The sequence below is a fragment of the Rhizobium ruizarguesonis genome (genome assembly GCF_017357285.1).
GTDB lineage: Bacteria > Pseudomonadota > Alphaproteobacteria > Rhizobiales > Rhizobiaceae > Rhizobium > Rhizobium ruizarguesonis.
Genome location: NZ_CP071678.1, coordinates 1,253,162 through 1,278,958, shown reverse-complemented (window position 1 = coordinate 1,278,958; position 25,797 = coordinate 1,253,162). Strand labels below are relative to the sequence as shown.

The 25,797-nt window shown below is 62.7% G+C and carries 25 protein-coding genes, 1 tRNA gene and 1 pseudogene; 16 read left to right on the top strand and 11 right to left on the bottom strand.

Annotation, left to right across the window (positions count from 1 at the left end):
* The first annotated feature begins 267 nt into the window (after window positions 1-267).
* From J3P73_RS06165 to J3P73_RS06150, 4 genes are all read left to right on the top strand, one after another.
* Window positions 268-1,047, top strand: a complete 780-nt coding sequence (locus J3P73_RS06165) for an SDR family NAD(P)-dependent oxidoreductase (RefSeq protein WP_130681184.1) — start codon at window positions 268-270, stop codon at window positions 1,045-1,047.
* A gap of 237 nt (window positions 1,048-1,284) precedes the next feature.
* Window positions 1,285-2,532 carry a ComEC/Rec2 family competence protein gene (locus J3P73_RS06160; RefSeq protein WP_130664193.1) on the top strand — a complete coding sequence of 416 codons (1,248 nt, stop codon included), beginning with the start codon at window positions 1,285-1,287 and terminating at the stop codon, window positions 2,530-2,532.
* Between the two features lie 181 nt (window positions 2,533-2,713).
* Window positions 2,714-3,595, top strand: coding sequence for a GIY-YIG nuclease family protein (locus J3P73_RS06155; protein ID WP_130681182.1), 882 nt, complete (start codon window positions 2,714-2,716; stop codon window positions 3,593-3,595).
* Complete coding sequence (locus J3P73_RS06150) at window positions 3,592-4,515, top strand: restriction endonuclease (protein ID WP_245002716.1); 924 nt, start codon at window positions 3,592-3,594, stop codon at window positions 4,513-4,515. The genes J3P73_RS06155 and J3P73_RS06150 overlap by 4 nt, the downstream gene beginning before the upstream one ends.
* 181 nt (window positions 4,516-4,696) lie before the next feature.
* Here J3P73_RS06150 and J3P73_RS06145 read toward each other — a convergent pair.
* Window positions 4,697-4,770, bottom strand: a tRNA-Gln gene (locus J3P73_RS06145).
* 162 nt (window positions 4,771-4,932) lie between these two features.
* Here J3P73_RS06145 and J3P73_RS06140 point away from each other — a divergent pair.
* Genes J3P73_RS06140 through J3P73_RS06130 form a run of 3 tightly spaced genes read left to right on the top strand, consistent with a single transcriptional unit; the run spans window position 4,933 to window position 8,050 of the window.
* Window positions 4,933-5,844 carry an MBL fold metallo-hydrolase gene (locus J3P73_RS06140; RefSeq protein ID WP_024323059.1) on the top strand — a complete coding sequence of 304 codons (912 nt, stop codon included), beginning with the start codon at window positions 4,933-4,935 and terminating at the stop codon, window positions 5,842-5,844.
* Window positions 5,845-5,873: 29 nt separating this feature from the next.
* Window positions 5,874-6,332: a thiol-disulfide oxidoreductase DCC family protein gene (locus J3P73_RS06135; protein WP_130681180.1), complete on the top strand. Its 459-nt coding sequence runs from the start codon at window positions 5,874-5,876 to the stop codon at window positions 6,330-6,332.
* Entirely contained in the window at window positions 6,329-8,050 is a 1,722-nt protein-coding gene (locus tag J3P73_RS06130) for a saccharopine dehydrogenase family protein (RefSeq protein ID WP_130681178.1), read from the top strand. The genes J3P73_RS06135 and J3P73_RS06130 overlap by 4 nt, the downstream gene beginning before the upstream one ends.
* A 507-nt stretch (window positions 8,051-8,557) precedes the next feature.
* Here J3P73_RS06130 and J3P73_RS06125 read toward each other — a convergent pair.
* Window positions 8,558-9,469: a DUF1499 domain-containing protein gene (locus J3P73_RS06125; protein WP_024323056.1), complete on the bottom strand. Its 912-nt coding sequence runs from the start codon at window positions 9,467-9,469 to the stop codon at window positions 8,558-8,560.
* A 339-nt stretch (window positions 9,470-9,808) separates the two neighbouring features.
* Between J3P73_RS06125 and J3P73_RS06120 the strand changes: the two genes are divergently transcribed.
* Window positions 9,809-10,201: a hypothetical protein gene (locus J3P73_RS06120; protein WP_017993220.1), complete on the top strand. Its 393-nt coding sequence runs from the start codon at window positions 9,809-9,811 to the stop codon at window positions 10,199-10,201.
* Between the two features lie 59 nt (window positions 10,202-10,260).
* On the opposite strand, the gene J3P73_RS06115 is transcribed toward J3P73_RS06120, so the two are convergent.
* On the bottom strand, window positions 10,261-10,506 hold the full coding sequence (locus tag J3P73_RS06115) for a hypothetical protein (RefSeq protein WP_003557210.1): 246 nt from the start codon (window positions 10,504-10,506) through the stop codon (window positions 10,261-10,263).
* 125 nt (window positions 10,507-10,631) lie between these two features.
* Between J3P73_RS06115 and J3P73_RS06110 the strand changes: the two genes are divergently transcribed.
* The 3 genes and pseudogenes from J3P73_RS06110 to J3P73_RS06105 all read left to right on the top strand — a co-directional run bounded on the left by J3P73_RS06110 (window position 10,632) and on the right by J3P73_RS06105 (window position 11,418).
* On the top strand, window positions 10,632-10,829 hold the full coding sequence (locus J3P73_RS06110) for a hypothetical protein (RefSeq protein ID WP_024323055.1): 198 nt from the start codon (window positions 10,632-10,634) through the stop codon (window positions 10,827-10,829).
* Window positions 10,830-10,937: 108 nt separating this feature from the next.
* Window positions 10,938-11,020: pseudogene (locus tag J3P73_RS38260) on the top strand (endonuclease domain-containing protein); the annotation flags it as partial.
* A gap of 119 nt (window positions 11,021-11,139) precedes the next feature.
* Window positions 11,140-11,418, top strand: a complete 279-nt coding sequence (locus J3P73_RS06105) for a hypothetical protein (protein WP_075224696.1) — start codon at window positions 11,140-11,142, stop codon at window positions 11,416-11,418.
* A gap of 37 nt (window positions 11,419-11,455) precedes the next feature.
* On the opposite strand, the gene ppdK is transcribed toward J3P73_RS06105, so the two are convergent.
* From ppdK to relB, 4 genes are all read right to left on the bottom strand, one after another.
* Window positions 11,456-14,161: a pyruvate, phosphate dikinase gene (gene ppdK / locus J3P73_RS06100; protein WP_075224697.1), complete on the bottom strand. Its 2,706-nt coding sequence runs from the start codon at window positions 14,159-14,161 to the stop codon at window positions 11,456-11,458.
* A 624-nt stretch (window positions 14,162-14,785) separates the two neighbouring features.
* Window positions 14,786-18,247, bottom strand: a complete 3,462-nt coding sequence (locus J3P73_RS06095; protein WP_130762113.1) for a chromosome segregation SMC family protein — start codon at window positions 18,245-18,247, stop codon at window positions 14,786-14,788.
* A 258-nt stretch (window positions 18,248-18,505) separates the two neighbouring features.
* Window positions 18,506-19,276: a DsbA family protein gene (locus tag J3P73_RS06090; protein ID WP_018484548.1), complete on the bottom strand. Its 771-nt coding sequence runs from the start codon at window positions 19,274-19,276 to the stop codon at window positions 18,506-18,508.
* A gap of 213 nt (window positions 19,277-19,489) precedes the next feature.
* Window positions 19,490-19,714 (bottom strand): type II toxin-antitoxin system RelB family antitoxin, encoded by a 225-nt coding sequence (relB, locus tag J3P73_RS06085; protein WP_018495459.1) that lies wholly within the window; start codon window positions 19,712-19,714, stop codon window positions 19,490-19,492.
* A 58-nt stretch (window positions 19,715-19,772) separates the two neighbouring features.
* Between relB and J3P73_RS06080 the strand changes: the two genes are divergently transcribed.
* On the top strand, window positions 19,773-20,156 hold the full coding sequence (locus J3P73_RS06080) for a hypothetical protein (RefSeq protein ID WP_130762112.1): 384 nt from the start codon (window positions 19,773-19,775) through the stop codon (window positions 20,154-20,156).
* Window positions 20,157-20,173: 17 nt separating this feature from the next.
* Here the strand turns inward: J3P73_RS06080 and J3P73_RS06075 are convergent, their stop codons facing one another.
* Window positions 20,174-20,671: a DUF721 domain-containing protein gene (locus J3P73_RS06075; protein ID WP_018069144.1), complete on the bottom strand. Its 498-nt coding sequence runs from the start codon at window positions 20,669-20,671 to the stop codon at window positions 20,174-20,176.
* A gap of 108 nt (window positions 20,672-20,779) precedes the next feature.
* On the opposite strand from J3P73_RS06075, the gene mutY reads away from it, so the two are divergent.
* Genes mutY through J3P73_RS06060 form a run of 3 tightly spaced genes read left to right on the top strand, consistent with a single transcriptional unit; the run spans window position 20,780 to window position 22,859 of the window.
* Window positions 20,780-21,871, top strand: a complete 1,092-nt coding sequence (gene mutY, locus J3P73_RS06070) for an A/G-specific adenine glycosylase (protein ID WP_075224701.1) — start codon at window positions 20,780-20,782, stop codon at window positions 21,869-21,871.
* A gap of 2 nt (window positions 21,872-21,873) precedes the next feature.
* Complete coding sequence (locus J3P73_RS06065) at window positions 21,874-22,488, top strand: HAD family hydrolase (protein ID WP_207579797.1); 615 nt, start codon at window positions 21,874-21,876, stop codon at window positions 22,486-22,488.
* A gap of 5 nt (window positions 22,489-22,493) precedes the next feature.
* Window positions 22,494-22,859 carry a nuclear transport factor 2 family protein gene (locus J3P73_RS06060; RefSeq protein WP_018069141.1) on the top strand — a complete coding sequence of 122 codons (366 nt, stop codon included), beginning with the start codon at window positions 22,494-22,496 and terminating at the stop codon, window positions 22,857-22,859.
* A 168-nt stretch (window positions 22,860-23,027) separates the two neighbouring features.
* Here the strand turns inward: J3P73_RS06060 and J3P73_RS06055 are convergent, their stop codons facing one another.
* From J3P73_RS06055 to J3P73_RS06045, 3 genes are all read right to left on the bottom strand, one after another.
* A complete protein-coding gene (locus tag J3P73_RS06055; protein ID WP_130785654.1) occupies window positions 23,028-24,182 on the bottom strand; it encodes a site-specific DNA-methyltransferase in 1,155 nt (384 codons plus the stop codon).
* Window positions 24,183-24,360: 178 nt separating this feature from the next.
* Window positions 24,361-24,711, bottom strand: coding sequence for an antibiotic biosynthesis monooxygenase family protein (locus J3P73_RS06050; RefSeq protein ID WP_130681163.1), 351 nt, complete (start codon window positions 24,709-24,711; stop codon window positions 24,361-24,363).
* Window positions 24,708-25,037 carry an NIPSNAP family protein gene (locus tag J3P73_RS06045; RefSeq protein ID WP_130681161.1) on the bottom strand — a complete coding sequence of 110 codons (330 nt, stop codon included), beginning with the start codon at window positions 25,035-25,037 and terminating at the stop codon, window positions 24,708-24,710. The genes J3P73_RS06050 and J3P73_RS06045 overlap by 4 nt, the downstream gene beginning before the upstream one ends.
* A 71-nt stretch (window positions 25,038-25,108) precedes the next feature.
* Here J3P73_RS06045 and J3P73_RS06040 point away from each other — a divergent pair, with 71 nt between their 5' ends.
* Complete coding sequence (locus J3P73_RS06040) at window positions 25,109-25,795, top strand: ArsR/SmtB family transcription factor (RefSeq protein ID WP_207579796.1); 687 nt, start codon at window positions 25,109-25,111, stop codon at window positions 25,793-25,795.
* Window positions 25,796-25,797: the final 2 nt, after the last annotated feature.

The following is a 25,797-nucleotide window of genomic DNA, read 5'->3' as shown; positions in this document are numbered from 1 at the left end:
TAGGGTGAGGGGCAGGCATCCGCACAGAGGGCCAGCCGTAAATCCTCACGCTGGGAGGACAGACCTGCGAAGCGCCACCAGCCATATTACCGAGCGGGAAAATTCATAGCCTCAATCCCGCTCCACATCCCGAAATATCCCGATCGGTAAATTCCCAGGGATCCTCACCTGGGAGGAGCGCGGGAACCCACACCCCAACTCCCGCATTGAGCAACCAGCCAAAAGCTGCTTGACTGCCCTACCCCCATCGCCGCGAAGGGAAACCCCATGAGCCGCATCTTCATCACCGGTTCCACCGATGGCCTCGGCCTTGCCGCAGCCCGCACCCTCATGAAGGAGGGCCATGACGTCGTGCTGCATGCCCGCTCCAGGGAGCGTGCCTCCGCCATCTCAGAGATTTCGCCCACCGCCCTCGGCATCGTCATCGGCGATCTCGCCAGCGCCACGGAAACGCGATCGATTGCCGAGCAGGTCAACGCCATCGGCCGCATGGACGCCGTCATCCACAATGCCGGCATCTACCTCGAAAGGAGCCGCGGCGAAACGCCGGAAGGCCACGCAAAGACGCTGGCGGTGAATGTGCTTGCCCCCTATCTGCTCACCGCATGGATCACCCGCCCCGATCGCCTGATCTATCTCAGCAGCGGCATGCACCGCAGCGGCAACAGCGCCCTTGACGATATCGACTGGAAGAAGCGGCCATGGAGCGCAAGCCAGGCCTACTCGGAAAGCAAGCTCTATATCGCCACCCTCGCCGCCGCCGTCGCCCGCCATTGGCCGGATGTTCTCAGCAACGCGGTGGACCCCGGCTGGGTGCCGACGAAGATGGGCGGCGCCGGCGCCCCCGATGACCTCGAAATGGGGCATCTCACGCAGACATGGCTTGCGACGAGCGATGCGGGAGCTGCGAAGGTCAGCGGCGGGTATTGGTACCATCGGCAGGGGCGGGAGGCGGCGGCAGAGGTTGCGGATGCTGGGTTTCAGGATGCGTTGGTGGGGAAGCTTGCTGAACTGACTGGCGTCCGGCTGTTTGCAGAGCGCGGGTGAGGCGCAAGGCCGGTGAGTTATCGGGAGTTGCGGGCGTTCCCGCTCGATGTTTGCCGGCAGGTTTTCCATCGCGCCTGCTCGCTCTTTGGCGCCATGCACGGCGTCAGCATCAGCGGAAGACCGCTTCGTTGTTGAATTTCTTTTCCGTTCTCAGCTCTCAGGGGTTTTTAATGCATCGGCAATAATTTCCGCTCATCAATTTTTGTAGGAGTTAGGTAAACACTTAGAGGCTAAGCGATGAGTTTTTTGATGGAAGGGCCGATCAGCCTGATCGCGCGATTGGTTCGATCAGAGGCTCTCACCAACGACGATTTGGTCCTGCCGAACGCCAATCGGGTCGCTTTCGAGTTCGATTCTATTGACGCGAGAATGAGTGCCGACGAAGCGCTGGCTACCATAGCGGATAGAGCCGATCGCTCTCGCCTAGCTGTGCTGAAGATTTTGACGACCGCGGAGAACTTTCAATACCTTGCGGACATTGGGAACGTTCGCGATGGCCAGTGGTATCGGATCAACTTGCTGCCGCGAGGAAAGAAGTCAGGACCTTTTGCTTGGGCGTCCTCATTGGGCGGCGCTGGCTATGAAGAAATTGTACCTCTGGTTCTGGACGATATCCAGTATCTGTTCTCGGAGGGCGATAGCCCCCTGAGCCCAATCGGAGCAGCAGTTGGAAATGAGCGGGCTCTAGCACAGGCGATTGCGGAGGCCTGCAAGTTTCCGGAAAGCGCAATCGGAAAGAGTCGTGCCGCGCGCAATCTCCTCAGCGGCGCGAACCTGCCTCACAAAATTGTCGTCCGAGATGTCGGGCAGGCGAGTTTCTGCAGCGCGATCGACCAGCACGGAAATGAACTCTTTCACTTGGATGCTGGCTGGCCGATCTCCTACAACAAAAAGACGACGTTCATTAAGCCGGAGCTGAAAGTTGCCGATGCCCCAGTGATCCTTTCTCACTGGGATTGGGATCATTTGCATGGTTATCACGCAATTGCGGGCCTTGCGGATGGCACTTGGATTGTGCCGGTGCAGCGGCTTGGACCGGGCGCCAAGTTGGTCGCCGAGAAGCTTGCCACCAATAATCGACTTCTGGGCGTGAGCTCTGCGAATGTGTCGGCTGGCCCCCTGCGCCTAGGGCGCTGCAAGGGTAAGGCGGGCAATCTCAATCAAACTGGCCTGTGCGTTCAAACAACCTTGCAATCGGGCAAGACGGTACTTTTTATGGGTGACGCCGACTACGATCTAGTTCGCCCGAGGTTGACGGCCCTGCCGGACTTTATCGTTGCCACCCACCACGGGGCCAAGTTTACTGGGTGTGTCGTCTCGCCACGTGGCAGCAGTGGTTGGTGCGTGGTTTCGGTTGGCAAGGGAAACGGCTATGGCCATCCGTCGCAGACGGCAATCACGAGCCACATGAGTGCTGGTTGGTCAATGAGCTTCACCTGCGAGCGAAATGGTGTGCCGCGAGGAAGCCGACACTTAGGCCCTTAGTAGGGCCCTAGACGATGGCGCAATGGATGCAACTACCGCAAGGACGTATTCGAGGCGGCACATTGCCTCGAATATGCCATTGCCGACGAAGAAACTTTTTCTCCGGGAACAACAATTGCGCTTGTTGGGATGGGCGGCTACATACAACCCTGGGGACTAGCAAGCTAGGTTTTGGGGGCCCATGGCCAAGGTATTCTTCACTTATGTCTGGGGTCAACCAGGTGACCCTGCCTGGCCGCTTACCTTCGCTGGTAAGGCCGAGCGAACGCATGCCAAGAAGCATCTTTCGGAAGGCGATATTGTCTTCACCGTGGGAACCCGTGGCACACCAACGCCGCCCGCCGATCACGGACGGGTGCTGGCGGCTTATATGGTCTCCGATCTTGAAGTGAACACCCGCGATTATGTAGATCCAAATTTGGACGACGCCTCGTGGATCCAGGCGGTCACTCGTTTTCCCGTCGCGTTGCATCCCGTAGGTGTTTGGGGAATCACTTCGGCCAACAACGTCTTTTCCACCCTCGTTGGCCCACTGACCCCGAAACATCATCTTCAGGGGCAATCGAGAATAGTCGAACTGGACCCGGTGACAGCCGAGCCGCTTCTTGCGCTAGAACGCCGGCAATTGCCAGTCGCTGTTCCAAAGACCGTGTTCGGGCAGGGACTCGTTGCCAAGGCGAACAGCAAGCTTGCTCCCAAGCATCAGGGCGTCTTTTCAGGAGCGTTCGCGCAGCACGAGATTTGGTATGTCTATGTGCTCGTACTGAAAGATGCCAAGCGCAAGGAGTTGGCCTTCAAGATTGGCTACTCCCACGATCCGGCTCTGAGGGCAGCCGCCCATAACATCCCGTTGGCCCCGGAGGTGACAGGGCTCAAATGGAGTGTCTACCTCGAACAACCGACGCCTTCTGAAGATTCCGCTAGGGTGGTCGAGCAGACTCTGCTGACTCGTTTCAGCAAAAACCGTCTGACGAGCAATGGCGAGATTGTCAGCGGTCTTTCCAGCACAACTATTGACGCGTCGATCGCCGACATCATGCGCAAACAGGAGACCGGCACGTGATCCCCGACTACCAAACCCTGATGCTTCCTGTCCTGCGCTTGGCTTCCGAGGGTGAAATGCGGGTTGCCTACGTCGCTGAGCGTATCGCCGATGATTTGGGACTGACGCCGGAGGAACGCGAGGAATTGTTGCCGAGCGGTCGTCAGCGGCTGCTGCACAACCGCATTCACTGGGCCAAATTCTACATGAGCAAGGCCGGGCTGATCGCGTCTCCAGCGCGCGGTCGTTTTCTCGCGACTGACAAGGGCAAGGCGCTCCTGGCCACTGCGCCGGAGCGGATCGACGTTGCCCTTCTAATGCGCGAGCCGGAATTCCGCGATTTCTATCGGAATGAAGGAAGTGCCGGAGGCGAGGAAAGCACGACCGTCGGGCCGGATCGCGCCACCCCCGCGACAACGACGCCGGAAGAGCAGATCGACGCGGCCCATGCATCCCTGGCGGCGGCTTTGCGGGATGAACTCCTTGAGCGGATACTCACCAACAGCCCGGCTTTTTTTGAGCAATTGATCGTCGATCTCCTCGTTGCCATGGGATACGGCGGCAGCCACAAAGACGCCGCCGCCCAACTCGGGCGCTCCGGTGACGGCGGTGTCGACGGCATCGTCAACGAAGACCGCCTCGGCCTCGACCGCATCTATGTTCAGGCCAAGCGCTACGCGCCCGGCAATCCAGTCAGTCGCCCGGACGTCAACGGCTTCGTCGGCAGCCTGGTCGGCCTGGGCGCCACCAAGGGTGTCTTCGTCACCACCTCAACCTTTAGCCAGCCGGCCCGCGATTACGTCAGGCATCTTGCTCAGCGGGTCATACTGATTGATGGCCGCGAACTGGCTGATCTCATGATAGAGCATGACGTCGGGGTGCGAGGCTATCGCATGGTCGAATTCAAGCGCCTGGATGAGGATTTTTTCAGCGAGGAATGATTGGAGAACTGCAGTTGTCGAACCCAACGACGTTGTAACGGGCACGGGAAATTATTCGCGCGACTTCATCCCTTGAAACCAACATACGATGGCACTGCAGAAATTGCGAATGCAGTTGTTCGCCAACCCGTGACGGCACCTGCGGAGGAAAACCACGAGGTCAGAATGGACCATCTGGCGTTGGCTGGGGCGCCTGGATTCGAACCAGGGATGACGGTACCAAAAACCGTTGCCTTACCGCTTGGCGACGCCCCACCAGAGCTTGAGCGGAAACCGCTTGCTCAAATCGACGCCTGATTAGCAAAGCTCTTCGCCTGTCACAATGACTAAGTTTAACCCGGCGCAGATTTATGCGCTGCGCAGCACCCGCCGTCGTGCTAGGAAGTGGCGACGTCATTGGCCCGAGATCATTCCTTCATGGACAGTCCCGCATTCGACCTCGCTTTCGAGCCGGCCTATGGGCAGGCCGTGCCGGTTGTTTCGGGTGTCGAGCGGGTGACAGTGAACAATCCCGGCCCTTTCACCTTTTTCGGCACCAACAGCTATATCGTCGGCTCTTCTTCCGTCGCGGTCATCGATCCCGGGCCGGAGGATGAGGCGCATTATCAGGCACTGATGGCAGCCCTTGCCGGGCGTGAGGTGACGCATATCTTCGTCAGCCACACGCATCGCGACCACTCGCCGCTGGCAAAGCGTCTGCAGGCGGCAACGGGGGCGGTGACGGTGGGCCAAGGGCCGCACCGGCCGGCGCGGCCGCTCAGGGATGGCGAGATCAATCCGTTCGCCGAAAGCTCGGATCTATCCTTCGTGCCCGATATTGCGCTCAGTGACGGTCAGACCCTATCGGGCGATGGCTGGGCGCTGAGCGCGGTGCTGACGCCGGGGCACACGGCCAATCATGCCGCCTTCGCGCTTGCGGGTCGCGACATCCTGTTCTCCGGCGATCATGTCATGGCCTGGTCGACCTCGATCGTCGCACCGCCGGATGGTTCGATGGCGGATTACATGGCCTCGCTCGAGCGGCTGATCGATCGCGAGGACCGGCTGTTGCTGCCCGGCCATGGCGGGCCGGTGACGCAGCCGGCAACTTTCCTCCGGGCGCTGAAGGCGCATCGCCTCAGGCGCGAGCAGGCGGTGCTGGCGCGGGTCCAGGCGGGCGACCAGCAGATTGCCGAGATGGTGAAGGTGATCTATCGCGATACCGATCCGAAGCTGCATGGGGCGGCGGCCCTTTCCGTGCTCGCCCATATCGAGGATCTCTTGGAGCGCGGCAAGATTGCGGCGGATGGGCCGCCTTCGCTTGCCGCCCACTACCGGCCGGCGCCATGAACATGAGGGTGGGTCATGAAGATGGGGAGATGATGATGCGGGCTCAAGCCGATTACAGCTATCGCGATGATCCTGATGTGCCCGCCTTTGCCGATGACCGGCCACTGATCGTCTTCGATGGCGAATGCGTGTTCTGCTCCGGCTGGGTAAAGTTCGCGCTGAAACATGACAAGCAGCAGCGATACCGCTTCCTGGCGGCGCAGACGCCGCTCGGCGCAGCACTCTACCGGCATTACGGGCTGCATGCGCGCGACTACGAGACCAATATCCTGATCGAAAACGGCCGCGCCTTCTTCAAGTCCGACGGCTCGATCCGCACGGTGGCGGGCCTCGGCTTTCCCTATTCGCTGGTCAAGATCTTCCGGCTGCTGCCGCGGCCGGCGGCCGATGCCCTCTATGAATTCATCGCCCGCAACCGGCTGAAGATTGCCGGGCGGCAAAGCTGCATGGTGCCGACGCCGCAGCAGCGAAGCCGTTTCATCACATGAGCGAGGACCGGTTTTCGCTGCTCATCATTGGCGGTTACGGCACATTTGGCGGGCGGCTTGCCCGGCTGCTTGGCGATGAACCGCGGCTCAGGCTGCTGGTTGCGGGGCGCTCGCTCGAAAAGGCTGACGATTTCGTTGCAGATCTCCGGACGCCGAAGGATGGAGCCGAGGGCCTGGGAACTAACAATCTCGGCGCGATGGTGCAGGCCGTCAGCTTCGACCGCGACGGCGACCTCATCGAACAGCTGACGCGGCTGAGGCCTGATCTCGTCGTCGATGCCTCGGGGCCGTTCCAGAGCTTCGGCAAGCATGCCTATAGGGTGGTCGAGGCCTGCATCGGCCTCGGCATCGATTATGCCGATATTGCCGATAGCACCGGTTTCGTCGCCGGCATCGGTGAGCTGGATGCGGCGACCAAGGCCAAGGGCGTCTTCGCGCTCTCGGGGCTCAGCAGCCTGCCTGCGCTTTCCTTCGCCGCACTCGATGCGATGGCGCCGCATTTCTCCCGGATCGAATGTGTCGCGGCGGGAATTGCCCCCTCGCCGCATGTGCGGATCGGGCTCAATGTCGTCAGGGCGATCGCGAGCTATGCCGGCAAGAAGGTTCCGGTGCTGCGCGATGGCCAGCCGGCCTCCGGGCGCGGGCTGATCGATGCGATGCGGGTGACGGTGGCGCCGCCGGGGGTTAAGCCGCTGCGCAGCCGCAAATTCCTGCTGGTGGATGCGCCGGATCTCAAGCTGCTGCCGGCGCGCTTTGCCGGCCTGCAATCGACTTTCACCGGCGTTGGCACGGAGCCGCAGCCGCTGCAGCGCATGCTCAGCCTTGCGGCAAGGCTCGTCCGCCTCCGGCTCCTGCCGTCGCTGCTGCCGTTTGCGCGGCTGCTGCAGCGCGCCAGCCACGCTTTCGCGATCGGCGAACATCGCGGCGGCATGTTCGTCCGCGTCGGCGGCGTCGATCACGCCGGACAGCGGCTGTCCTGCGGCTGGCATCTGATTGCCGAAGGTGATGACGGGCCGTTCATCCCGGTCATCGGCGTGGACGCGCTGGTGCGCCGGCTGCTGACCGGCACGCGGCCGGAGAATGGGGCGCGACCGGCGGCCGGCGAATTGCAGCTTGAAGATTTCGAAGCGGCCTTCCGGCGGTTTTCGATCACATCCGGCATCAGCATGGAAAACGAGGCGGCACCCCTGCCGCTCTACCAGAGGATCCTCGGCAGCGCCTGGGAGCGGCTGCCGCCCGCCCTCGCCGCCCTGCATGCTGGCGGCACGCGCGTCGCCTCCGGCCGGGCGCGGATCGAGCGCGGCGGCGGGCTGCTGGCGAGGATCGTCGCTCGGGTGATCGGCTTTCCCCCGGCGGCTGAGGATGTGCCGGTCACGGTGCGTTTCGTGACCGATGGCGACAGGGAGATCTGGACACGCGATTTCGGCGGCACGGTCTTCCGCAGCCGGCAAGTCGAGGCAAAGGGCCGCGAACGGGATCTGCTCGCCGAGGTCTTCGGGCCGTTCCGGGTGCTGATGGCGCTGGTGCCGGATGGGGAAAAGCTGCGGCTCGTCGTGCGCGGCTGGCGGTTCTGCGGGATTCCGCTGCCGATGTTTCTGGCGCCTGGCGGAGATACGTATGAGGAGGAGCGGGATGGGCGGTTCCACTTCCACGTGGAGATCGGCGGGCGGCTGACGGGGTTGGTGGTGCGGTATACGGGGTGGTTGGTGGTGGAGTGAGGGGGCGTGCGCCTTCGCGCGGATGGCTGCCCCTCACCCTAACCTTGGCGGCGGGGTCGAGCCCTGCGAGAGCGAGCGAGGAACGGAGAGGTTGCGGCATGTATCCTCTTCTCCCCAGCGGGGGTCCGAAGGACGGGTTGAGACGGGTGGCTCAACCCAGGCAAAGGTGGCCCGAAGGGTCGGATGAGGTGGCCACACGGCACGCCCTCTCATTTTAACTATCCCGCCATGCCGACGCGAGCGTGGTAGAATCCCGCATGAACGTCGTAAGGAAAGACCGGCTTCGCCGGCCCCCTCATCCGCCCTACGGGCACTGACCGGGGTCGAGCCGCGGGTCTCGACCCGTCCTTCGGACCCCCGCTGGGGAGAAGAGGGAACCGAGAGGTTGCGGCCCGAAGGTTGTCGAGTCCGCCGCACCGTATCCCGGCCCTTCGCTTAGGCTCAGGGCGTTCGCCGCTGCAATCGATTCACTGGATCGATTGCTGCCGCCTTTGGCGGCACCGCGGCTCACCCACCCGCAATTCCCAACAGTTCGGCATCCAGCGCCTTCAGATAATCGCCGGCGATTTCGGCGCTGAAGCCGAGGTCGTGTTGGCCGTAGCGGGAGGCGACGCGGATGTCGACGAAGGTGGTTTCGGCCTCTTCGCGCAGCCGAATGATGATATCGAAGCGCAGCCCGAGGATCAGCGTGCGGGTGGTGCCCTGCAGCGTCACGCCATTGGCGCCGCGGATCAGCTTGGCGACGTCGTCGTCATAGGGGCGCGGCGTCGGCACGGGGATGATATCGGGCGCATCGGCCACCGCATCGTCGCTCGCCTGCGGCGGCTTGACAGGCTTGTCCTCGGGATCGCGGCCGGGCGCGGTGTCGCCACTGCTCCTGGTGATGGTCATGCCGCTCATCTTGGCGACCTTGCGCACCGCTTCGAGCACCCGGTCGAGCGCGCCCTCATAGCGCCGGCCGGTGAGTTCGGGATAGGCAGCGAGCTGCATTTCGCGATCCTCCGGCGTCACGTCCGGATTGCGCTTCAGCCAGATCTGGTCGGAGTGCGGCGGCGACAGCCAGTCGGGTGCGGAGACCGGATCGGTGGAAACGTCGTAGATATCAGGCAGCGTCATGTAACGCTCGGTGGCATAGGCGCCGAGGCCGAGCGGAAAGGCGGCATAGATCAGCGCCGCCAGCGCCGCCAGCCCGCCTTCGGCCCCGGTCATCCAGAGGCTGCGCAGCCCGACTGCGGCAAGCAAGGCGGAAAGCAGCGCGCCGCCGGCAGCAGCAATCAGCAGCAGCACCAGATAGGGTGTGGCGAGGCCGCCGAAGCGATGGGCGATCATCACCGCCAGCGCCAGCACCAGGGAAAACGCCCCGAGCAGCCGCGAAAAGCGGGCGGCGTTGGAAACGGGGCGGTCGAAGCGGATGGCCATCAAACTTACCGGTTGCTCGTCAGCGCCCGCGCGTTCGACCACGCAAATCGCCTCAACCCTGTTTAGAGCATGATGCCGAAAAGTGTGAAGCGGTTTTCGGACGACATCATGCTCTATTCCTTGATTTAGATCCGGATTCAGATTTTAGGCCGGCCCAGCCTAAAATCATCCAGATCTGGGGCAAGATTCGGCTAAATTGAAACTATTGTCTGAGGCATTGCGTTGGAATCCACGGCGAAGGCCATGACGAAACGGCGGTTGCTTCATAAGCCCTTGCTGATATGTCAAAAAAAGGCCATTCTGCCGCGGTTTCATCTCCAGATATAGAGGAGAGACGGGATGATTTCACCCGAGATTGCAGCAAGGCCGCAGGCGTCTGCGCTTGGCGGGATCGACCACCAGTCCGAGCCGATGCTGCCGATGGAGCTGCTCGAGCTCGAACTTTCGCTCGAAGGTTATGCCGGTGGCGATGCCGGCTTCTGCGAGGCGGTGCGCCAGGCGGCGGCACGCTCCGGCGGCGAGCTGCTGTTCGACCTGCCGGCCGGCGGCCTGATCGATGATTGCCGGCGCATTGCCGTGCTGCGCATTCCAGGTGACGGCCAGGAGATGCGCGTCGTGCTGGCGCTGCTCGACGGCAACGGCACCGAGATCCGCATGCAGGCGCCCGACGAAGAGACCGCGCCGCTGGTGCGTTTCGCCGATGCCTTCATCGAACTGCTGGAGCGGATCTGAATTTCATTTTTTTACGCAATTCCGGACGGAAAACCGCTTCAACTTTTCCTGGAATTGCTCTACCGGCGCTCGGCCGCGGCTTCCGCAACGCTGCGGAAGGGAAACTTGCGCCCGCATTCGCACTTGATGACGAAATTTTCCTGGTGGTTGGACGGCCGCTGCACGCCAAAGCCGCGCGGCAGCTGATCGACCTTGAAATCGGGGTGCTTGCGCTTGGGATCGTCAACTTCCGAGGCTTCGGCAAAGCCCTCATTGCCGCATTGCGGACAGCTCAGTTTTTTCGAAAATCGATCGCGAAGGGCCATGCTCGTTCCACTGCTTCCGGCCTCTCATGGAGCGGCCCATGCTTTCCTCATACATAGAAAGGTGGGCCGGCGAAAGTGGAACCAAGTGCTGAGGCTGCCGTTCCTTTTTCGAAAAGGAGGCACTCATGCCCAACAAAGACCCGATCCCGACACCCAATACCGACACACCGCGCGGCCCGACGCCGACACCCGGCATTCCCGACCCCATCCAGCAAAAACCGCCGCTGACACCGGCGCAGGATCCGGCCGATACGAAGAACCCGCAGGATCCGCCGCTCAATCCGGCGCTGCTGCCGATCGGGGATCCGGCTGGGGCGGCGTGAAAGGGGTGAGCGGCAAAGCCGCGAATGCGCTGAGCGCAAGCGAAGGGCAAACGAACGGCCTGCCGAGCGGCCCCCTCATCCGACCCTTCGGGCCACCTTCTCCCCGCTGTGGAGAAGGGAATATGCCGCCACGTCTCGATTCCCTCTTCTCCCCTCGGGGAGAAGGTGCCCATAGGGCGGATGAGGGGGCTGCACGGTACACGGGCTCGCGTAGTCACCCAGCTCTCAGCGATCTCCTGGACCAAGAGCAGCTTGACGCCCTCGCCCGAATGGCCTTTCCTCTGAGAAAAGCATCCCAAGGAACACACACATGCGCATTCGTCTTCTCATCACCGTCCTGGCCACCATCGTCGCTGGGCTCTCGGCCTGCCAGACGATGACGCCGGAGGAGCGGCGGGCGGCGGATGAGCAGCGGTGCCTCGGCTATGGCTTCCGGCGCGGCACGGATGGTTTTGCCACCTGCCTGCAGCGCATCGATCTCGACCGGCGCGCCGAATCGCGGGCACAGAGTGCGGAGATGATGAACAACATGGCCTGGGAGCTGAACGGGCCTTATATCTACCGCGATCGCTGGCGGCATCACCACTGACTGCCACGGGCGCCCTGCCCCAGGCTCCACCGATATTTTACACGGTTGCCCGCAGGTCTTTCGGACCGCGCCTGATCTCCAGACTGCCTGCAATCACCGCCTGCGCCGCCGCCAACCTGGCGATCGGCACGCGGAACGGCGAGCAGGAGACATAATCGAGGCCGATCGTCTCGCAGAAGCGGATCGAGGCCGGGTCGCCGCCATGTTCGCCGCAGATGCCGAGCTTCATGTCGTTGCGGGTGCGCCTGCCGCGCTCGGCGGCGATGCTGATCAATTCGCCGACACCGTCGAAATCGAGCGAGATGAAGGGATCGTGCTCGATGATGCCCTTGCGCTGATAGGTGGGGATGAAGGCCGAGGCGTCGTCGCGCGAGATGCCGAAGGTGGTCTGCGTCAGGTCGTTGGTGCCGAAGGAGAAGAATTCGGCGGCTTCGGCAATCACATGGGCGCGAAGGGCCGCACGCGGCAGCTCGATCATCGTACCGACGAGATAATCGATCTTCATGCCGGCTTCGTTCATGACGTCGCCGGCGACAGCATCGATGTGCGCCTTGACGTAATCGAGCTCGGTGCGGAGGCCAACGAGCGGCACCATGATCTCCGGTACGACGGCTGCCCCGGTCTCCTTGGCTGCGGCGACCGCCGCCTCGAAGATGGCGCGGGCCTGCATCTCGACGATTTCGGGATAGGAGATCGCCAGCCGGCAGCCGCGATGGCCGAGCATCGGGTTGAACTCGTGCAGCGCATCGACGCGCTGGCGAAGCACGGATGCCTCCATGCCCATGGCGAAGGCGACTTCGGCCACCTCGTCGTCGGTCTTCGGCAGAAATTCGTGCAGCGGCGGATCGAGCAGACGGATCGTTACCGGCAGGCCGTGCATGACGGTGAAGAGGCCGGTGAAATCCAGCCTCTGCATCGGCAGCAACTTGTCGAGCGCCACGCGCCTGCCTTTCTCATCGACGGCCAGGATCATCTCGCGCATGACATGGATGCGCTCGCCCTCGAAGAACATGTGTTCGGTGCGGCAAAGGCCGATGCCTTCGGCGCCGAAGGAGCGGGCGGCCAGCGCATCGGCCGGCGTATCGGCATTGGTGCGCACCGTCATGCGCCTGGCGCGGTCGGCCCAGCCCATGATGCGGCCGAAATCGCCCGACAGCGCCGGCTGGATCATCGGCACCTCGCCCTTCAGCACCTGGCCGGCCGAGCCGTCGATGGTGATGATATCGCCCTTCTTGAGCGTCACGCCGACGCCGAGCAGCCGCTCATTGCGCACGTCGATGCGCATGGTGCCGGCGCCGACGACGCAGGGGATGCCCATGCCGCGGGCAACGACTGCCGCATGGCTGGTCATGCCGCCGCGGGTGGTCAGGATGCCTTCGGCGGCATGCATGCCGTGAATATCCTCGGGGCTGGTCTCGACCCTGAGCAGGATGACCTTACGGCCTTCAGCTTCCGCCTCGACCGCCTCTTCGGCGGTAAAGACGATGCCGCCGGTGGCCGCTCCCGGCGAGGCCGGCAATCCGGTGCCGATCACCTGGCGGGTAACGCGCGGATCGATTGTCGGATGCAGCAGCTGGTCGAGGCTGGATGGCTCGATGCGCAGCACCGCCTCGTCCTCGGTGATCACTCCCTCGTCGACCATGTCGACGGCGATCTTCATTGCCGCCCGGGTCGAGCGCTTGCCTGAACGGGTCTGCAGCATCCACAGCCTGCCGCGCTCGATGGTGAATTCGATATCCTGCATGTCGCGGTAATGGATCTCGAGCTCGGTGCAGATGCCGCAGAGCTCGCGAAACGCCTCCGGCATCAGTTTTTCCATCGAGGGCTTTTCGGAGCCGGAGGAAATCCGCCCCTCCTCGGTGATGCTTTGCGGCGTGCGGATGCCGGCCACGACATCCTCGCCCTGGGCATTGACCAGGAATTCGCCGTACAGCGCCCTCTCGCCGGTCGAGGGATTGCGGGTGAAGGCAACGCCGGTGGCGGACGAATTGCCGAGATTGCCGAAGACCATCGCCTGGATGTTGATCGCCGTGCCCCAGCCTTCCGGAATATTGTGGAGCTGGCGGTAGGTGACGGCGCGCGCGCTCATCCAGCTGGAAAAGACGGCGCCGACCGCGCCCCAGAGCTGAACTTCGGGATCCTGCGGGAATTCCTGCTCCAGCTCCTCCTCGATCAGCTTCTTGTAGAGCGAGACGATATGCTGCCATTCCGAGGCGCTGAGTTCGGTATCGAATTCATGGCCGAGCTTGGCCTTCTCGTCTTCCAGGATCTCCTCGAAGGCGTCGTTGCCGAGGCCCATGACGACATCGGCATACATCTGGATGAAACGGCGGTAGCTGTCCCAGGCAAAACGCGCGTCGCCGGCATCGTGGCCGAGCGCCTGCACGGTCTCGTCGTTGAGGCCGAGATTGAGCACCGTGTCCATCATGCCCGGCATCGAGACGCGGGCGCCGGAGCGCACCGAGAGCAGCAGCGGCTGGCTGACGGAACCGAAGTGGCGGCCGGTGACCGACTCGATCGCCGATATGCCGGCGCGTACTTCAGCCTTCACCGCATCCTCAATGTGGCGGCCGTTCTTGTAATAGGTGTTGCAGGCATCGCTGACGATCGTCAGCCCCGGCGGCACCGGCAGTCCAAGCGCGCACATTTCCGCAAGATTGGCGCCCTTGCCGCCCAGAATCTCGTGATCGCGCGCCCGGCCCTCAGCCTGCCCGTCGCCGAACCTATAGACCCACTTGGTCATCTTCCCCCCAACACCAAATCGGGATTAGCTTAATCCGTTGGTGTTGAAATGAAAATCGACAAATGCGGCAGAATGTTGCGCTGCACAATAAATCTTGGCTGCGGGCGGCGTTGAAACGGTTGAAAGGTGCCCAAACAGAAAACAAGGCACAAAAAAAGCTTTGCGGGACTGCAACAATGTCCCGCAAAGCCTTGTTTCCGTCCGGCCAGGAAAACCGGACGGGGGGTCCCTCAACCCAGGAACGGTTCAGCTTTTTATAAAAGAGAACCGCTCTGACCTCGTCTTACGCAATTCCTGGGAAAATGGATCGCTACTTCCCAAGATTTGCTCTCGGTTTCCGGTTCTTGCCCTCGCCCGGAAAACCGCACGCAAATTCGACAATGCGCAACCTTTGGTCGCTCGCTTTCCAGCAGAGTAATTAGGTTGCGTTGAAACAACTTCTAATGCAAGTCAGCGAAAAGAGCATCACCCAAATGGGGTACAGGCCGCAAGGAAGCCGACCTTTTTTGGTGTTTATTTCTTGTCAGTTGATTTTGCGCAATTTCTGGGCGCAAAACCGCGCCATACCTTTGCTGAAATTGCGTCTGTGCTCGCAGAGACCGCAAATGCTCTCTTCACATAACCTCAGGCAATCTCGCGCAGGCGCTCGGCCATTTGCAAGTCTACGGAGACGAGTTGGGAGACGCCCTGCTCGGCCATGGTGACGCCGAAGAGGCGGTTCATGCGGGCCATGGTGATCGGATTGTGGGTGATGATGACGAAGCGGGTTTCGGTGGAGGCCGCCATTTCGTCCATCAGATTGCAGTAGCGCTCGACATTGTGGTCGTCGAGCGGCGCGTCCACTTCGTCGAGCACACAGATCGGCGCCGGATTGGTGAGGAAGACGGCGAAGATCAGCGCCATCGCCGTCAGCGCCTGCTCGCCACCGGAGAGCAGCGTCATGGTCTGCGGCTTCTTGCCGGGCGGACGGGCAAGGATTTCGAGGCCGGCTTCCAGCGGATCGTCGGATTCGATCAGCTGCAGTTCGGCGGTGCCGCCGCCGAAAAGATGGGTGAACAGCCGCTGGAACTGGGCGTTGACGATATCGAAGGCGGCGATCAGCCGCTCGCGGCCCTCGCGGTTGAGGCTTTGGATGGCGCCGCGCAGCTTGCGGATCGCATCGATGACATCGTCGCGTTCCTTGATCAGGGCTTCGAGCTTCTCGCTCAGCTCCTTCTGTTCCTCGTCGGCGCGCAGGTTGACGGCGCCCAGCCGCTCGCGCTCGATCCTCAGGCGTTCCAGCTCGCGCTCGACTTCGCGCGGATCGGGAAGCGCCTGCATGGTCGGGCGCCCGGTCAATTGCAGCGCCTCGTGCGGGGCGACGTTCAGGACCTCGCGGATGCGGCCTTCGCTTTCCTGCCGCTTCTCGCGGGCCGAAACCAGGCGCTCCTCGGCGCGGCCGCGGCGTTCACGGCATTCGGCAAGATCCGACAGTGCCGTCGTCGCCTTTTGGTCGGCCTCGCGCTGGATCCGTTCGGCCTCGGCCAGCAGATCGCTGGCCTGGCGGCGCGCCTCCTCGGCCTTCTGCAATTCGCTGAGCAGAGCGCGGCGCTTGTCGTCGAATTCATCGGGCGCCAATTCGAGCTCGGCTGCCTCTTCACGCGCCTCTTCCTCGCGCTCGCGCAGCGTCGCGACATGATCTTCGGCGCTTGCTGCCCGCTGGCGCCAGGTCTCGCGCTCCTGGCCGATTGCCATGATGCGGCGCTGGCGGGCCTCGTTTTCCCTCGCCAGGCTTTCATGGCGGGCGCGGCTTTCAGCCAGCGCGCCGCGATCGGTCGCCACTTCCGCCTGCTGGAACCGCAGCCGCTCGTCGATATCAGTCAGATCAGGCGCGTCCTCCAGCTCGATGCGGGCATTTTCTTCCTGGATGGCGATCTCCTCCAGCTGCGTGCGCAGCTGGCTGGCGGCCTCGCTGACGACATCGCGGCGGCGGATGAGATCGCCGGAGGCACGTTCGGCAGCAACAAGCGCGTCGCGCGCGTCGGCGAGATGACGCGCCGACAGACGGCTCATGTCACGCGCCTCGGCAAGCCGACGCTCCTCGGCGCGGATCGCCTCGGCGGCGGCAGCCTGCCGCTCCTCGGCTTCGGCAAGCACGTCGCGGGCAAGGGCGGCTTCGCTTTCGAGTTCGGCCAGGCGGTTCTTCTGGGCAAGGCGCAGCGCCGCAGCACTTGGGGCATCGGCACCGGTGACGTGGCCGTCCCAGCGATAAACCGCGCCCTCTTTCGTCACCAGCCGCTGGCCGGGCTTCAGCGCTGCCATCAGCGACTGCGCCTCCCCTTCCACGACCAGGCCGATCTGGCGCAGGCGGCGGGTGAGTGCGGCGGGGGCGCGGACATGGGCCAGCAGCGGCGCAACACCGGATGGAAGTGCCGGATCGCCAGCGCCATCGCCATTGTCCGACCAATGGGCCGGCGCCTCGGCATCGAGCGGCGATTCCAGATCGTCGCCGAGGGCGGCACCGAGTGCGGTTTCGAAGCCGCGGTCGACCTTCAGCTCGTCGGCAACCGGCGGAAATTTGCCAGCCGCAGCACCGGCGGCGAGCATGCGGGAAATCGTCCGGGCCTCGGTTTCCAGCGCATTCAGGCTCGAGCGGGCCTGCTCGACCGGCGCGCGCGACAGCGCCTCGGTCTGGCGTGCTGCCGCCAGCGCCTGCTCGACCACCTGGACGGCCGCTTCCGCGTCGGCGACGGCAATCTCGCCGGCTTCGACGATGGCGCGTTTTTCGTCGGGATCGGGCAGGCCGGCGATCTTCTCGCCGACGGCTGACAGTTCCTGGTTTGCCTCATCCATCTGGCGTTCGAGGCGCATCCGCCGGTCGGTGAGATCGCGGATGGCGCGTTCCAGCTGGTTGCGGCCGGCGGCCGCCTCTGCGCGCTCGGCCGTCAGCTGGGTGAAGATGCGTTCGCTGTCGGCCAGTTTTGCCGCCGCGCCCTCGAAGGCCTCGCGGGTTTCCTCGGCATAACGGCCGGAATCGGCGAGGATCTCCGAAATCTCCGCCTCTTCGGCATCGAGTCTTGCCAGGATGACGGCATTGTCGGCCACCAGCCGCTGCTCGCGGCTTATATCCTCCGCAAGCTGGGCGAGACGGCGGGTCAGCTCGTCACGGCGGCGCAGGATGCGGCCGGCATCTTCTTCCAGCTGGCTTCTGGCGATCTGCAGGCGCTGCAGGGCGGCAGCCGCGCGCGCCTCGCCCTCGCGCAGTTCCGGCAGTTTCAGGCTGGCGATAGCCTGGTTCTTCGCCGCCTCCATCTGCATCTGCGCCTTTTCGGCGACGACGGAGGTCGCCTGGTTCAGCGCACTGTCGGCCTCGGCTTCTGCTTCCTTCGCCTGCACCCAGCGGATATGCAGCAGCATCGCCTCGCGGGCGCGGATATCGGCAGACAGCGTCTTGAAGCGGTTTGCCTGGCGGGCCTGCCGCTTCAGGCTCTCGATCTGGCTTTCGAGCTGCGAGGTGACGTCGTCGAGGCGCTCGAGATTGCCTTCGGCGGCGCGCAGCCGCAGTTCAGCCTCGTGGCGGCGGGAATGCAGGCCTGAAATGCCGGCTGCCTCTTCGAGCAACTGGCGGCGGGCCTGCGGCTTTGCCTGGATCAGCTCGCCGATGCGCCCCTGCCCGACCATCGAGGGCGACCGCGCGCCGGTGGAGGCATCGGCAAACAGCAGCTGCACGTCCTTGGCGCGGCTTTCCTTGCCGTTGATGCGATAGAGCGAACCCTGTTCACGCTCGATGCGGCGGGTGACCTGGATCTCGTCGCTGTCGTTGAAGGCGGCAGGCGCGGTGCGCTCACCATTGTCGAGATAGAGCGCCACTTCGGCGGTGTTGCGCGCCGGACGGTTTCCCGAGCCCGAAAAGATCACGTCGTCCATGCCGGAGGCGCGCATGTTCTTGTAGGAATTTTCGCCCATCACCCAGCGAAGCGCCTCGACGAGGTTCGACTTGCCGCAGCCGTTCGGGCCGACAACGCCGGTCAGCCCGCGTTCGATGATGAATTCCGTCGGCTCGACGAAGGATTTGAAGCCGACCAGGCGCAGCTTGTTGAACTTCATGCGGAAATATCCACGGCAGGAAGCCCCCTCATCCGCCTGCCGGCACCTTCTCCCCGCTGGGGAGAAGAAACTCGCAGTCGATGCCGTGCCCACATCATCCCTCGAATAATGGGAAGGAAAGGCCGGCGGCCTACCCCTTCTCCCCTCGGGGAGAAGGTGCCGGCAGGCGGATGAGGGGGCCACACCAGCAAACTGCGCTGAAAACGAAAAACGGGCGCACGGCTTTCGCCGTCGCCCGTTCTATCGAAACGATCCGGTTCAGAGCAGGCTGTCGATGAGCTTCGACATGGTGTCAACCGGCATGTCTCCAGAGTAGCGCTTGCCATTGATGATGAAAGTCGGTGTGGCGTTGACGCCAAAATCCTTGGAACCTCTTTCCCGCGTGGCGTTCACTTCATCCAGAAGCTTCTGGTTCGTCAAGCATTTCGTGAAGCTATCCTCAGTAAATCCGGCAAGCTTCGACATCTGCAGCAGTGCGGCGCGGCCATCATCGGCGGCGGCCCAGATCTGCTGCTGCTTGAAGAGCATCGAAACCATCGGGAAATACTGTTCCGGCGTGCTCAATTGTTCCGGATTGGAGGCGCTGCAGCGGGCGAGCATGAAGGCGGCGGCGGCGCGCGGGTCGAAGGGGAATTCGCGGATGATGAACTGCACCTTGCCGGCGTCGACGTATTTCTGCTTGATCGCGTCGAAGGTGGTGTTGTGGAAATGGGCGCAATGCGGGCAGGTCATCGACATATATTCGACGATCTTGACCGGGGCGTCGGCCTTGCCGAGCGCCATTTCGGGCAGCGCGCCGGGCTTCAGCACCTCAGTCATGTCGACATCGCCATCGGACTGCGGCATTTCGGTCGCCGCCGTGGCCGCCGTCTGCATGGTGTCGACATTGGTGCCGTCAGCCATGGTCTTGCCGGAGGACGAAGCATCGGCAGCGTCCTTGCTGTCGTTGCAGGCGACAAGCGCTACGGCAGCTGCGGCGATGGCGATACCGCTGAGCAGGCGGCGTTTCGTCAGTTGCATTTCGGACATCTGCATGGATTCCCCATAACTAATGAGATTGACGGCATGACTGTGCGATATAACGGCTGGCCGCCGCTCACAAGGCACGGATCACCAACTTCCTTCAAAGAATTGTGACCGCGGGAAGACGACTAGACCAAAAATTGCGAGATTGGTCCGCCTGCGAATTTTGCCGGTAGATGTCGCGACGGCTGACAGCCCGTATCGGCTGGTCGATGAAACTTAGTCGTCCAACCCGTAACGCGCCGTCAGCTCGGCCAGCGGCACGGTATCGCCCTCGTCGCGGCGAAGCTCTTCCAGGCGCCTTTCGCCAAGATAGACATCTTCCAGATCGTCGAGATGCGCGAGGATGGCTTGACGCACATAGAAGCTCTTGCTGCGGCCGGTACGCTTGGAAAGCTCAATCAGCCGCGCTTCGATATCAGGGGGCAACTGCAAGACCAGCATGACTTTTCTCCCGTCTGCTCTACAAGTATAACAGACGACCATTCAGAGGGATATTTTAATGCATTCTTTGACGAAGACTTTTCTCTATTACATGCTTATTGCCTCTGTAACATTGGCCCTGAACGTCACGAGCGCGCACGCCTTTGAAGACCGCGGCAATATTGTTTTCAATCAGATGCTTAAATGTCTAAAGCTGCCTGCGGACGCGCCGAGTGCTTATAACTTCATGGTTGTGGCGGTCATCAAAGACGGATCTGCCGACTTTTTATCCATCAACTTCCGCGCACCACCATCCGAATGGGAAAAAACGGCAGCCCCGTTGATCGCGGATGCGATCACACAGTGCGAGCCTTATAGCTCGATCTCGGGCAGGACGGAATTCGCTGTTACCCGCGAGCTTGTCGAAGCAGGATCAAAAAAAACTAAGCGCGTTGCGGGTTAAGTTAGGCGGTTTGCTCATCAGCGTTGATTTCCCCGCTTGCCCATCACCGCCGTGCCCAAGCGCTGGATCGCCTGGCGCAGCTTGTCGTTCTCTATCCCCTCCATCATGCCTTCGAGCTTGCGGGCGGCTTCGCCTTTCAGCGGTGGCGGGGTGCGGGAGCGGCGGATGGCTTGTGAAACCGGCTTCTGGACGATGCGGATCTGGTGGACGGCGGCAAAGCCGAAGAAGCTGTTGATGCGCTGGATGAGTTCGCCCTGGGCATGGGTGAGGAAGAGCGCGCGCGCGCCTTCGCAGGCAATCGTCAGCACGCCGGGGCGGAAGCCGCCGGTCTCATTGCCGCCGCGGGCCCAAGCGATCTTTTCCGGCCGGGTGCAATCGGCGAAGTCCTCGCCGGCGATTTCGCTCCACGAGCCGAGCAGCGCCGTGTTGATGCCGGCGCGGCGCGCGAGCACGGGATCGATCAGCCCGTTCGCCAGCTCGGAGATCTGCTTTGCACCTTTGCGTGGATAACTCATCGAAACCCTTCAGCGACGCCGCCAATTCGCATGCCAATTCGCACAGGCGACTTGATCGCGCGGCATTGCTTCGCCAAGTATAGGCACTTCCCCCCATCGCGGCAAATCATGACGATCACCACACTCGACACGCCCTTAGCCAAGCCCCTGCTCGACTGGTACGATCGCCACCACCGCGACCTGCCCTGGCGCGTTTCGCCTGGCATGGCGGCCCGCGGCGTCAAGGCCGATCCCTATCGCGTCTGGCTGTCCGAGGTGATGCTGCAGCAGACGACGGTGCAGGCGGTCAAACCCTATTTCGAACGGTTTCTGCAGCGCTGGCCCGAGGTGACCGATCTTGCCGCAGCCGAAAACGACGCGGTGATGGCCGCCTGGGCAGGGCTTGGCTATTATGCGCGGGCCCGCAACCTAAAGAAATGCGCCGAAGCGGTGGCGAACGAGCATGGCGGCGTCTTTCCCGACACCGAAGAAGGCCTTAAATCCCTGCCCGGCATCGGCGATTATACGGCCGCCGCCGTCGCGGCCATCGCCTTCAACCGGCGGGCGGCTGTCATGGACGGCAATGTCGAGCGGGTGATCTCCAGGCTCTATGCCATCGCCACGCCGCTTCCCGCCGCCAAGCCGGCGATGAAGCAGAAGGTGGCGCTGCTGACGCCTGAGACACGGCCCGGCGATTTCGCCCAGGCGATGATGGATCTGGGCGCGACGATCTGCACGCCGAAGCGGCCGGCCTGTTCGCTCTGTCCATTCCGGGGTGCCTGCGAGGCGCTCAAACTTTCCGATCCCGAGCTCTTTCCGGTCAAGGCGGCAAAGAAGGAGAAGCCGGTCAGATATGGCGCGGCCTTCATCGCGGTAACAGGTGATGGCGAGATCCTGCTGCGCCGGCGCATCGACAGCGGCCTGCTCGGCGGCATGACTGAGGTGCCGACGACGGCGTGGACGGCGCGCATCGACGGCGAGACCTCGGCCGCCGCCGCGCCCTTCGAGGCGGCATGGCAAGCCTCTGGCACCGTCATCCATGTCTTCACCCATTTCGAGCTCAGGCTTTCGATCTGGCGTGCGGCCATCGCTGCCAAGGTCGGCACGAATGACGGATGGTGGGAGCCGGTTACAAATCTTGAAGCCCAGGCCTTGCCGACCATCATGAAAAAAGCGATCGCAGCGGCTATTCCTCTCGCGTTCAAAACATCCAAGGGATGACCATGACCACCGACATAAGACATATCGTTTTCGATATCGGCAAAGTCCTTATTCATTACGATCCGCATCTTCCCTTCAGCCGCCTCATCCCTGATGAAACGGAGCGCAACTGGTTCTTCGCCAATGTCTGCACCCATGACTGGAACATCGAGCAGGACCGCGGCCGCACATGGGCGGAAGCCGAAGCGCTGCTGATCGAACAGCACCCGGAGCGTGAGGAGCATATCCGCGCCTTCCGCAAATATTGGCACGAGATGGTGCCGCACGCCTATGACGGCAGCGTCGCGATCATGGAAGGGCTGATCGCCGAGGGGCGTGACGTGACGATGCTCACCAACTTCGCCTCCGACACCTTTCGCGAGGCGCAGGCGCGTTTCCCCTTCCTGACCAAGCCGCGCGGCGTCACCGTTTCCGGCGATGTCGGTCTGATCAAGCCCGATATCGCCATCTACGAGACCCATACGAAAAGTTTCGGCCTCGACCCCGCTGCGACGATCTTCATCGACGACGCGCCGGTCAATGTCGAAGGCGCCAAGGCTTTCGGCTGGAATGCGGTGCTGTTTTCGGGGCCTGAGAAGCTGCGCAGCGATCTTGCCGCTTATGGATTGAAGGTCTGAACCCCATGGCTTTCGACCCCGCAGAAGAAATCGAACGTTTTCACGCCGCCATCAATGCCCTCGATTTTCCCGCAATCGAGGCCTATTTCGCCGAGGACGCGACCTATGTCTCGAACGGCGTCGGCAGCCTTGCCGGACGGGTTCAGATCATGGCCGCCTTCCGAAAATATTTCGACGACTATCCCGATCAGACGGCGGAAAATTCGCTGGTGGAAACGTTGACGCCGCTCTCCGGCCGGTCGGTCTGGTCGGTGCGCGCCACCCACAGCAAATCAGGCAAGCCGCTGATCCGCGAGGGCGAGGAGACGATCACCTTCAACGCGGAAGGGCGCGTCACACGGGTCGACGTCACCGATTACCAAGAGTTCTGATCGGGAGTTCTGACTGGAGCAATTCCAGCAAAAGTGTAGAGCGGTTTTGCGTCCGGAATTGCGCAAAAACAAAAAGAGGACGCCCGGGTTTGACCCCGGGCGCCTTGGTCTTCTTCCGCAACTGGAGGGAAATCGGAAGAAGGTGGTTTCGATCCGTAGAGGCGCTGCTCACTCCGCCTTTGCCAGATCACTGCGGATGACGGACCTGAGATCGTCGATCGGGCGCAGGGACTGCCCGTCTTCGAAATGCCAGAAGGTCCATCCGTTGCATGCATCGAGACCCTGCACCTTGGCGCCGAGACGATGAATGGAGCCGGCCTCGCCGCCGGATGCTACCGTGCCGTCGGCGCGGACGATCGCGCTATAGCGGCGCTTGGCGTCGGTCAGTACCTGGCCGGGCTTGATCAGGCCGCTTTCAACCAGCACGTTGAAGGCGACGCGGACTTCGGCCTTCTTGCCGGTCATGACGGTCAGTTCCGCCTTGCCGAGCGGCTCGACGGCGGCGATGCGAGCCGAGGCCGCATCGATATAATCCTGCTCACGCTCGATGCCGACGAAGTGGCGGCCGAGACGCTTGGCGACGGCGCCCGTCGTTCCCGAGCCGAAGAAGGGATCGAGCACGATATCGCCGGGCTTGGTCGAGGCCATGATGACACGGGCGAGCAGCGCCTCCGGCTTCTGCGTCGGATGCGCCTTCTTGCCGTCCTCGCCCTTCAGCCGCTCGCTGCCGTTGCAGATCGGGAAGAGCCAGTCGGAGCGCATCTGCACGTCGTCATTGGCGGCCTTCAGCGCATCGTAATTGAAGGTATAGCCCTTGGCCTTGGCGCTGGGGCTTGCCCAGATCATCGTCTCATGGGCGTTCTGGAAACGGCGGCCCTTGAAATTCGGCATCGGGTTGGTCTTGCGCCAGATGATGTCGTTGAGGATCCAGAAATTCAGATCCTGCAGCGTGGCGCCGACACGGAAGATATTGTGGTAGGAGCCGATCACCCAGATCGAGCCTGTCGGCTTCAGCACCCGCCGGCAGGCGAGCAGCCAGGCACGGGTGAAGGCGTCGTAGGCCTCGAAGGAGGCGAACTGATCCCATTCGTCGTCGACCGCATCGACCAGCGACTGGTCGGGACGATGCAGCGTTCCGCCGAGTTGGAGATTATACGGCGGGTCGGCAAAGATGATGTCGACGGAGTGGCTGGGCAAAGCTTCAAGGGCGCTGACGCAATCGCCCTTGATGATCGTGTCGACCCAGGAATCCGAGCGGGATCCCGGCCGGGGATCCGACTTGACGGAAGCCTTGAGGTCGGCAAGCGGAAAAACTGATGCCATTCTGATACTCACTCATACGCTCTACGCTTAACTGTCCGTTATGGTTACGCAACTTAGTTACCAAAGCCTGAAGCGGTGGCCGATTTCGGGAATTTATTCGGACGGCCGATGAGTGACCTGTAGACTTTGCCGACGCCGGCCGGCTGCCGAGCGGCGGCGAGAATGCCGCCGCCGGCGATCAGGCGGCGTCGTGAACCCTGCGGCTGTCGCCCGGCGCCTCGTCGCGTTCGAACATGCCGTAATCGCGAACGACACTGGCAATCCGCAGGCGATAATCGGCGAAGATGCCGCCGCGTCCGGCCTGCTGGGCTGCCCGGTGAGACTCGAGATTGCGCCATTCCTTCACCGCTGCCTCGTCGCGGAAAAACGAGAGCGACAGCAGCTTGCCGCGGTTCGTCAGGCTCTCGAAACGCTCGATCGAGATGAAGCCGTCGATCTTTTCGAGTTCGCCGCGCAACTCGCCGGCGAGATCCAGATATTTGTGGCGTTCGCCCATATAGGGCACGACTTCGAAGATGACGGCGATCATGGCAGCACCAGCTTTGCGTGGGGAGCGGAGACATTTTTGAGGAAGATGCGATCCTCCTTCAGGATGAAGCCTTCGCGTCGGGCAAATTCATAATTCTCACGGCCGAGCGGATCGGCGGCCAGCCTGGCGCGATAGGCTTCGTAGGCGGCGAGGCTTTCGATATTGTAGACGCCGTAAGCGGTCGTTGCCGATCCCTCGTGTGGACCGAAATAGCCGATCAGGTCGGCGCCGTTTCGCGGGATCGCCTGGCCCCAGTTGCGGGCATATTCGGCAAACGCCTCCTTCTTGAAGGGGTCGATCTGATAGCGGATGAAGCAGGTGATCATCGGTTTCTCCTTTGGCTGCCCACCCGTTTTCGCACATTGCCCGACGGCGATGCTTCGGTTACGATCGAACTATGAAGGAAGGTCCAGACATTGCGCAGATCGGCGCGCTCATCGGCGATCCGGCGCGTGCCAACATGCTGGCAGCACTCACCGGCGGCCGGGCGCTGACCGCGACTGAGCTTGCCGGCGTCGGGGGCATCACCGTGCAGACGGCGAGCACGCATCTTGCCAAGCTCGAGGCCGGCGGGCTGCTAACCCAGCGCAAGCAGGGGCGCCACCGTTATTTCACGCTCGCCGACGAGGCCGTTGCCCGGCTGATCGAAAGCATGATGGGCTTTGCCGCCGGACGCGGCCATCTGCGCCACCAGCCGGGACCGAAGGAGCCGGCGCTGCGCAAGGCGCGCATCTGCTACGATCACCTTGCCGGCGATTATGGCGTGCGCATGCTCGACAACCTGATTGCCTCCGGCTCGATCGACGCGGTCGGAGACGGCCTGGCGCTGACGGAAAAGGGCGAAGGCGATCTCAAACGCATCGGCATCGATGTCGGCGACCTCAGATCGTCGCGCCGGCCGCTCTGCCGCTCCTGCCTCGACTGGAGCGAAAGACGCGCGCATCTGGCCGGCAGCCTCGGCAAGGCGCTGCTCTCAAGCTTCCTCGACAAAGGCTGGGCGCGGCGCACGGCCGAAAGCCGGTCGATCCTGTTTTCGCCGGAGGGCGACCGGCAGTTCCTGAGGCTTTTTCCGGTCGAGGGCTGATC

Coding starts and splice junctions, on each gene's coding strand:
- J3P73_RS06165 (WP_130681184.1), top strand. CDS start 268: ATGAGCCGCATCTTCATCACCGGTTCCACCGATGGCCTCGGCCTTGCC.
- J3P73_RS06160 (WP_130664193.1), top strand. CDS start 1,285: ATGAGTTTTTTGATGGAAGGGCCGATCAGCCTGATCGCGCGATTGGTT.
- J3P73_RS06155 (WP_130681182.1), top strand. CDS start 2,714: ATGGCCAAGGTATTCTTCACTTATGTCTGGGGTCAACCAGGTGACCCT.
- J3P73_RS06140 (WP_024323059.1), top strand. CDS start 4,933: ATGGACAGTCCCGCATTCGACCTCGCTTTCGAGCCGGCCTATGGGCAG.
- J3P73_RS06135 (WP_130681180.1), top strand. CDS start 5,874: ATGATGATGCGGGCTCAAGCCGATTACAGCTATCGCGATGATCCTGAT.
- J3P73_RS06130 (WP_130681178.1), top strand. CDS start 6,329: ATGAGCGAGGACCGGTTTTCGCTGCTCATCATTGGCGGTTACGGCACA.
- J3P73_RS06125 (WP_024323056.1), bottom strand. CDS start 9,469: ATGGCCATCCGCTTCGACCGCCCCGTTTCCAACGCCGCCCGCTTTTCG.
- J3P73_RS06120 (WP_017993220.1), top strand. CDS start 9,809: ATGATTTCACCCGAGATTGCAGCAAGGCCGCAGGCGTCTGCGCTTGGC.
- J3P73_RS06115 (WP_003557210.1), bottom strand. CDS start 10,506: ATGGCCCTTCGCGATCGATTTTCGAAAAAACTGAGCTGTCCGCAATGC.
- J3P73_RS06110 (WP_024323055.1), top strand. CDS start 10,632: ATGCCCAACAAAGACCCGATCCCGACACCCAATACCGACACACCGCGC.
- J3P73_RS06105 (WP_075224696.1), top strand. CDS start 11,140: ATGCGCATTCGTCTTCTCATCACCGTCCTGGCCACCATCGTCGCTGGG.
- ppdK (WP_075224697.1), bottom strand. CDS start 14,161: ATGACCAAGTGGGTCTATAGGTTCGGCGACGGGCAGGCTGAGGGCCGG.
- J3P73_RS06095 (WP_130762113.1), bottom strand. CDS start 18,247: ATGAAGTTCAACAAGCTGCGCCTGGTCGGCTTCAAATCCTTCGTCGAG.
- J3P73_RS06090 (WP_018484548.1), bottom strand. CDS start 19,276: ATGTCCGAAATGCAACTGACGAAACGCCGCCTGCTCAGCGGTATCGCC.
- relB (WP_018495459.1), bottom strand. CDS start 19,714: ATGCTGGTCTTGCAGTTGCCCCCTGATATCGAAGCGCGGCTGATTGAG.
- J3P73_RS06080 (WP_130762112.1), top strand. CDS start 19,773: ATGCATTCTTTGACGAAGACTTTTCTCTATTACATGCTTATTGCCTCT.
- J3P73_RS06075 (WP_018069144.1), bottom strand. CDS start 20,671: ATGAGTTATCCACGCAAAGGTGCAAAGCAGATCTCCGAGCTGGCGAAC.
- mutY (WP_075224701.1), top strand. CDS start 20,780: ATGACGATCACCACACTCGACACGCCCTTAGCCAAGCCCCTGCTCGAC.
- J3P73_RS06065 (WP_207579797.1), top strand. CDS start 21,874: ATGACCACCGACATAAGACATATCGTTTTCGATATCGGCAAAGTCCTT.
- J3P73_RS06060 (WP_018069141.1), top strand. CDS start 22,494: ATGGCTTTCGACCCCGCAGAAGAAATCGAACGTTTTCACGCCGCCATC.
- J3P73_RS06055 (WP_130785654.1), bottom strand. CDS start 24,182: ATGGCATCAGTTTTTCCGCTTGCCGACCTCAAGGCTTCCGTCAAGTCG.
- J3P73_RS06050 (WP_130681163.1), bottom strand. CDS start 24,711: ATGATCGCCGTCATCTTCGAAGTCGTGCCCTATATGGGCGAACGCCAC.
- J3P73_RS06045 (WP_130681161.1), bottom strand. CDS start 25,037: ATGATCACCTGCTTCATCCGCTATCAGATCGACCCCTTCAAGAAGGAG.
- J3P73_RS06040 (WP_207579796.1), top strand. CDS start 25,109: ATGAAGGAAGGTCCAGACATTGCGCAGATCGGCGCGCTCATCGGCGAT.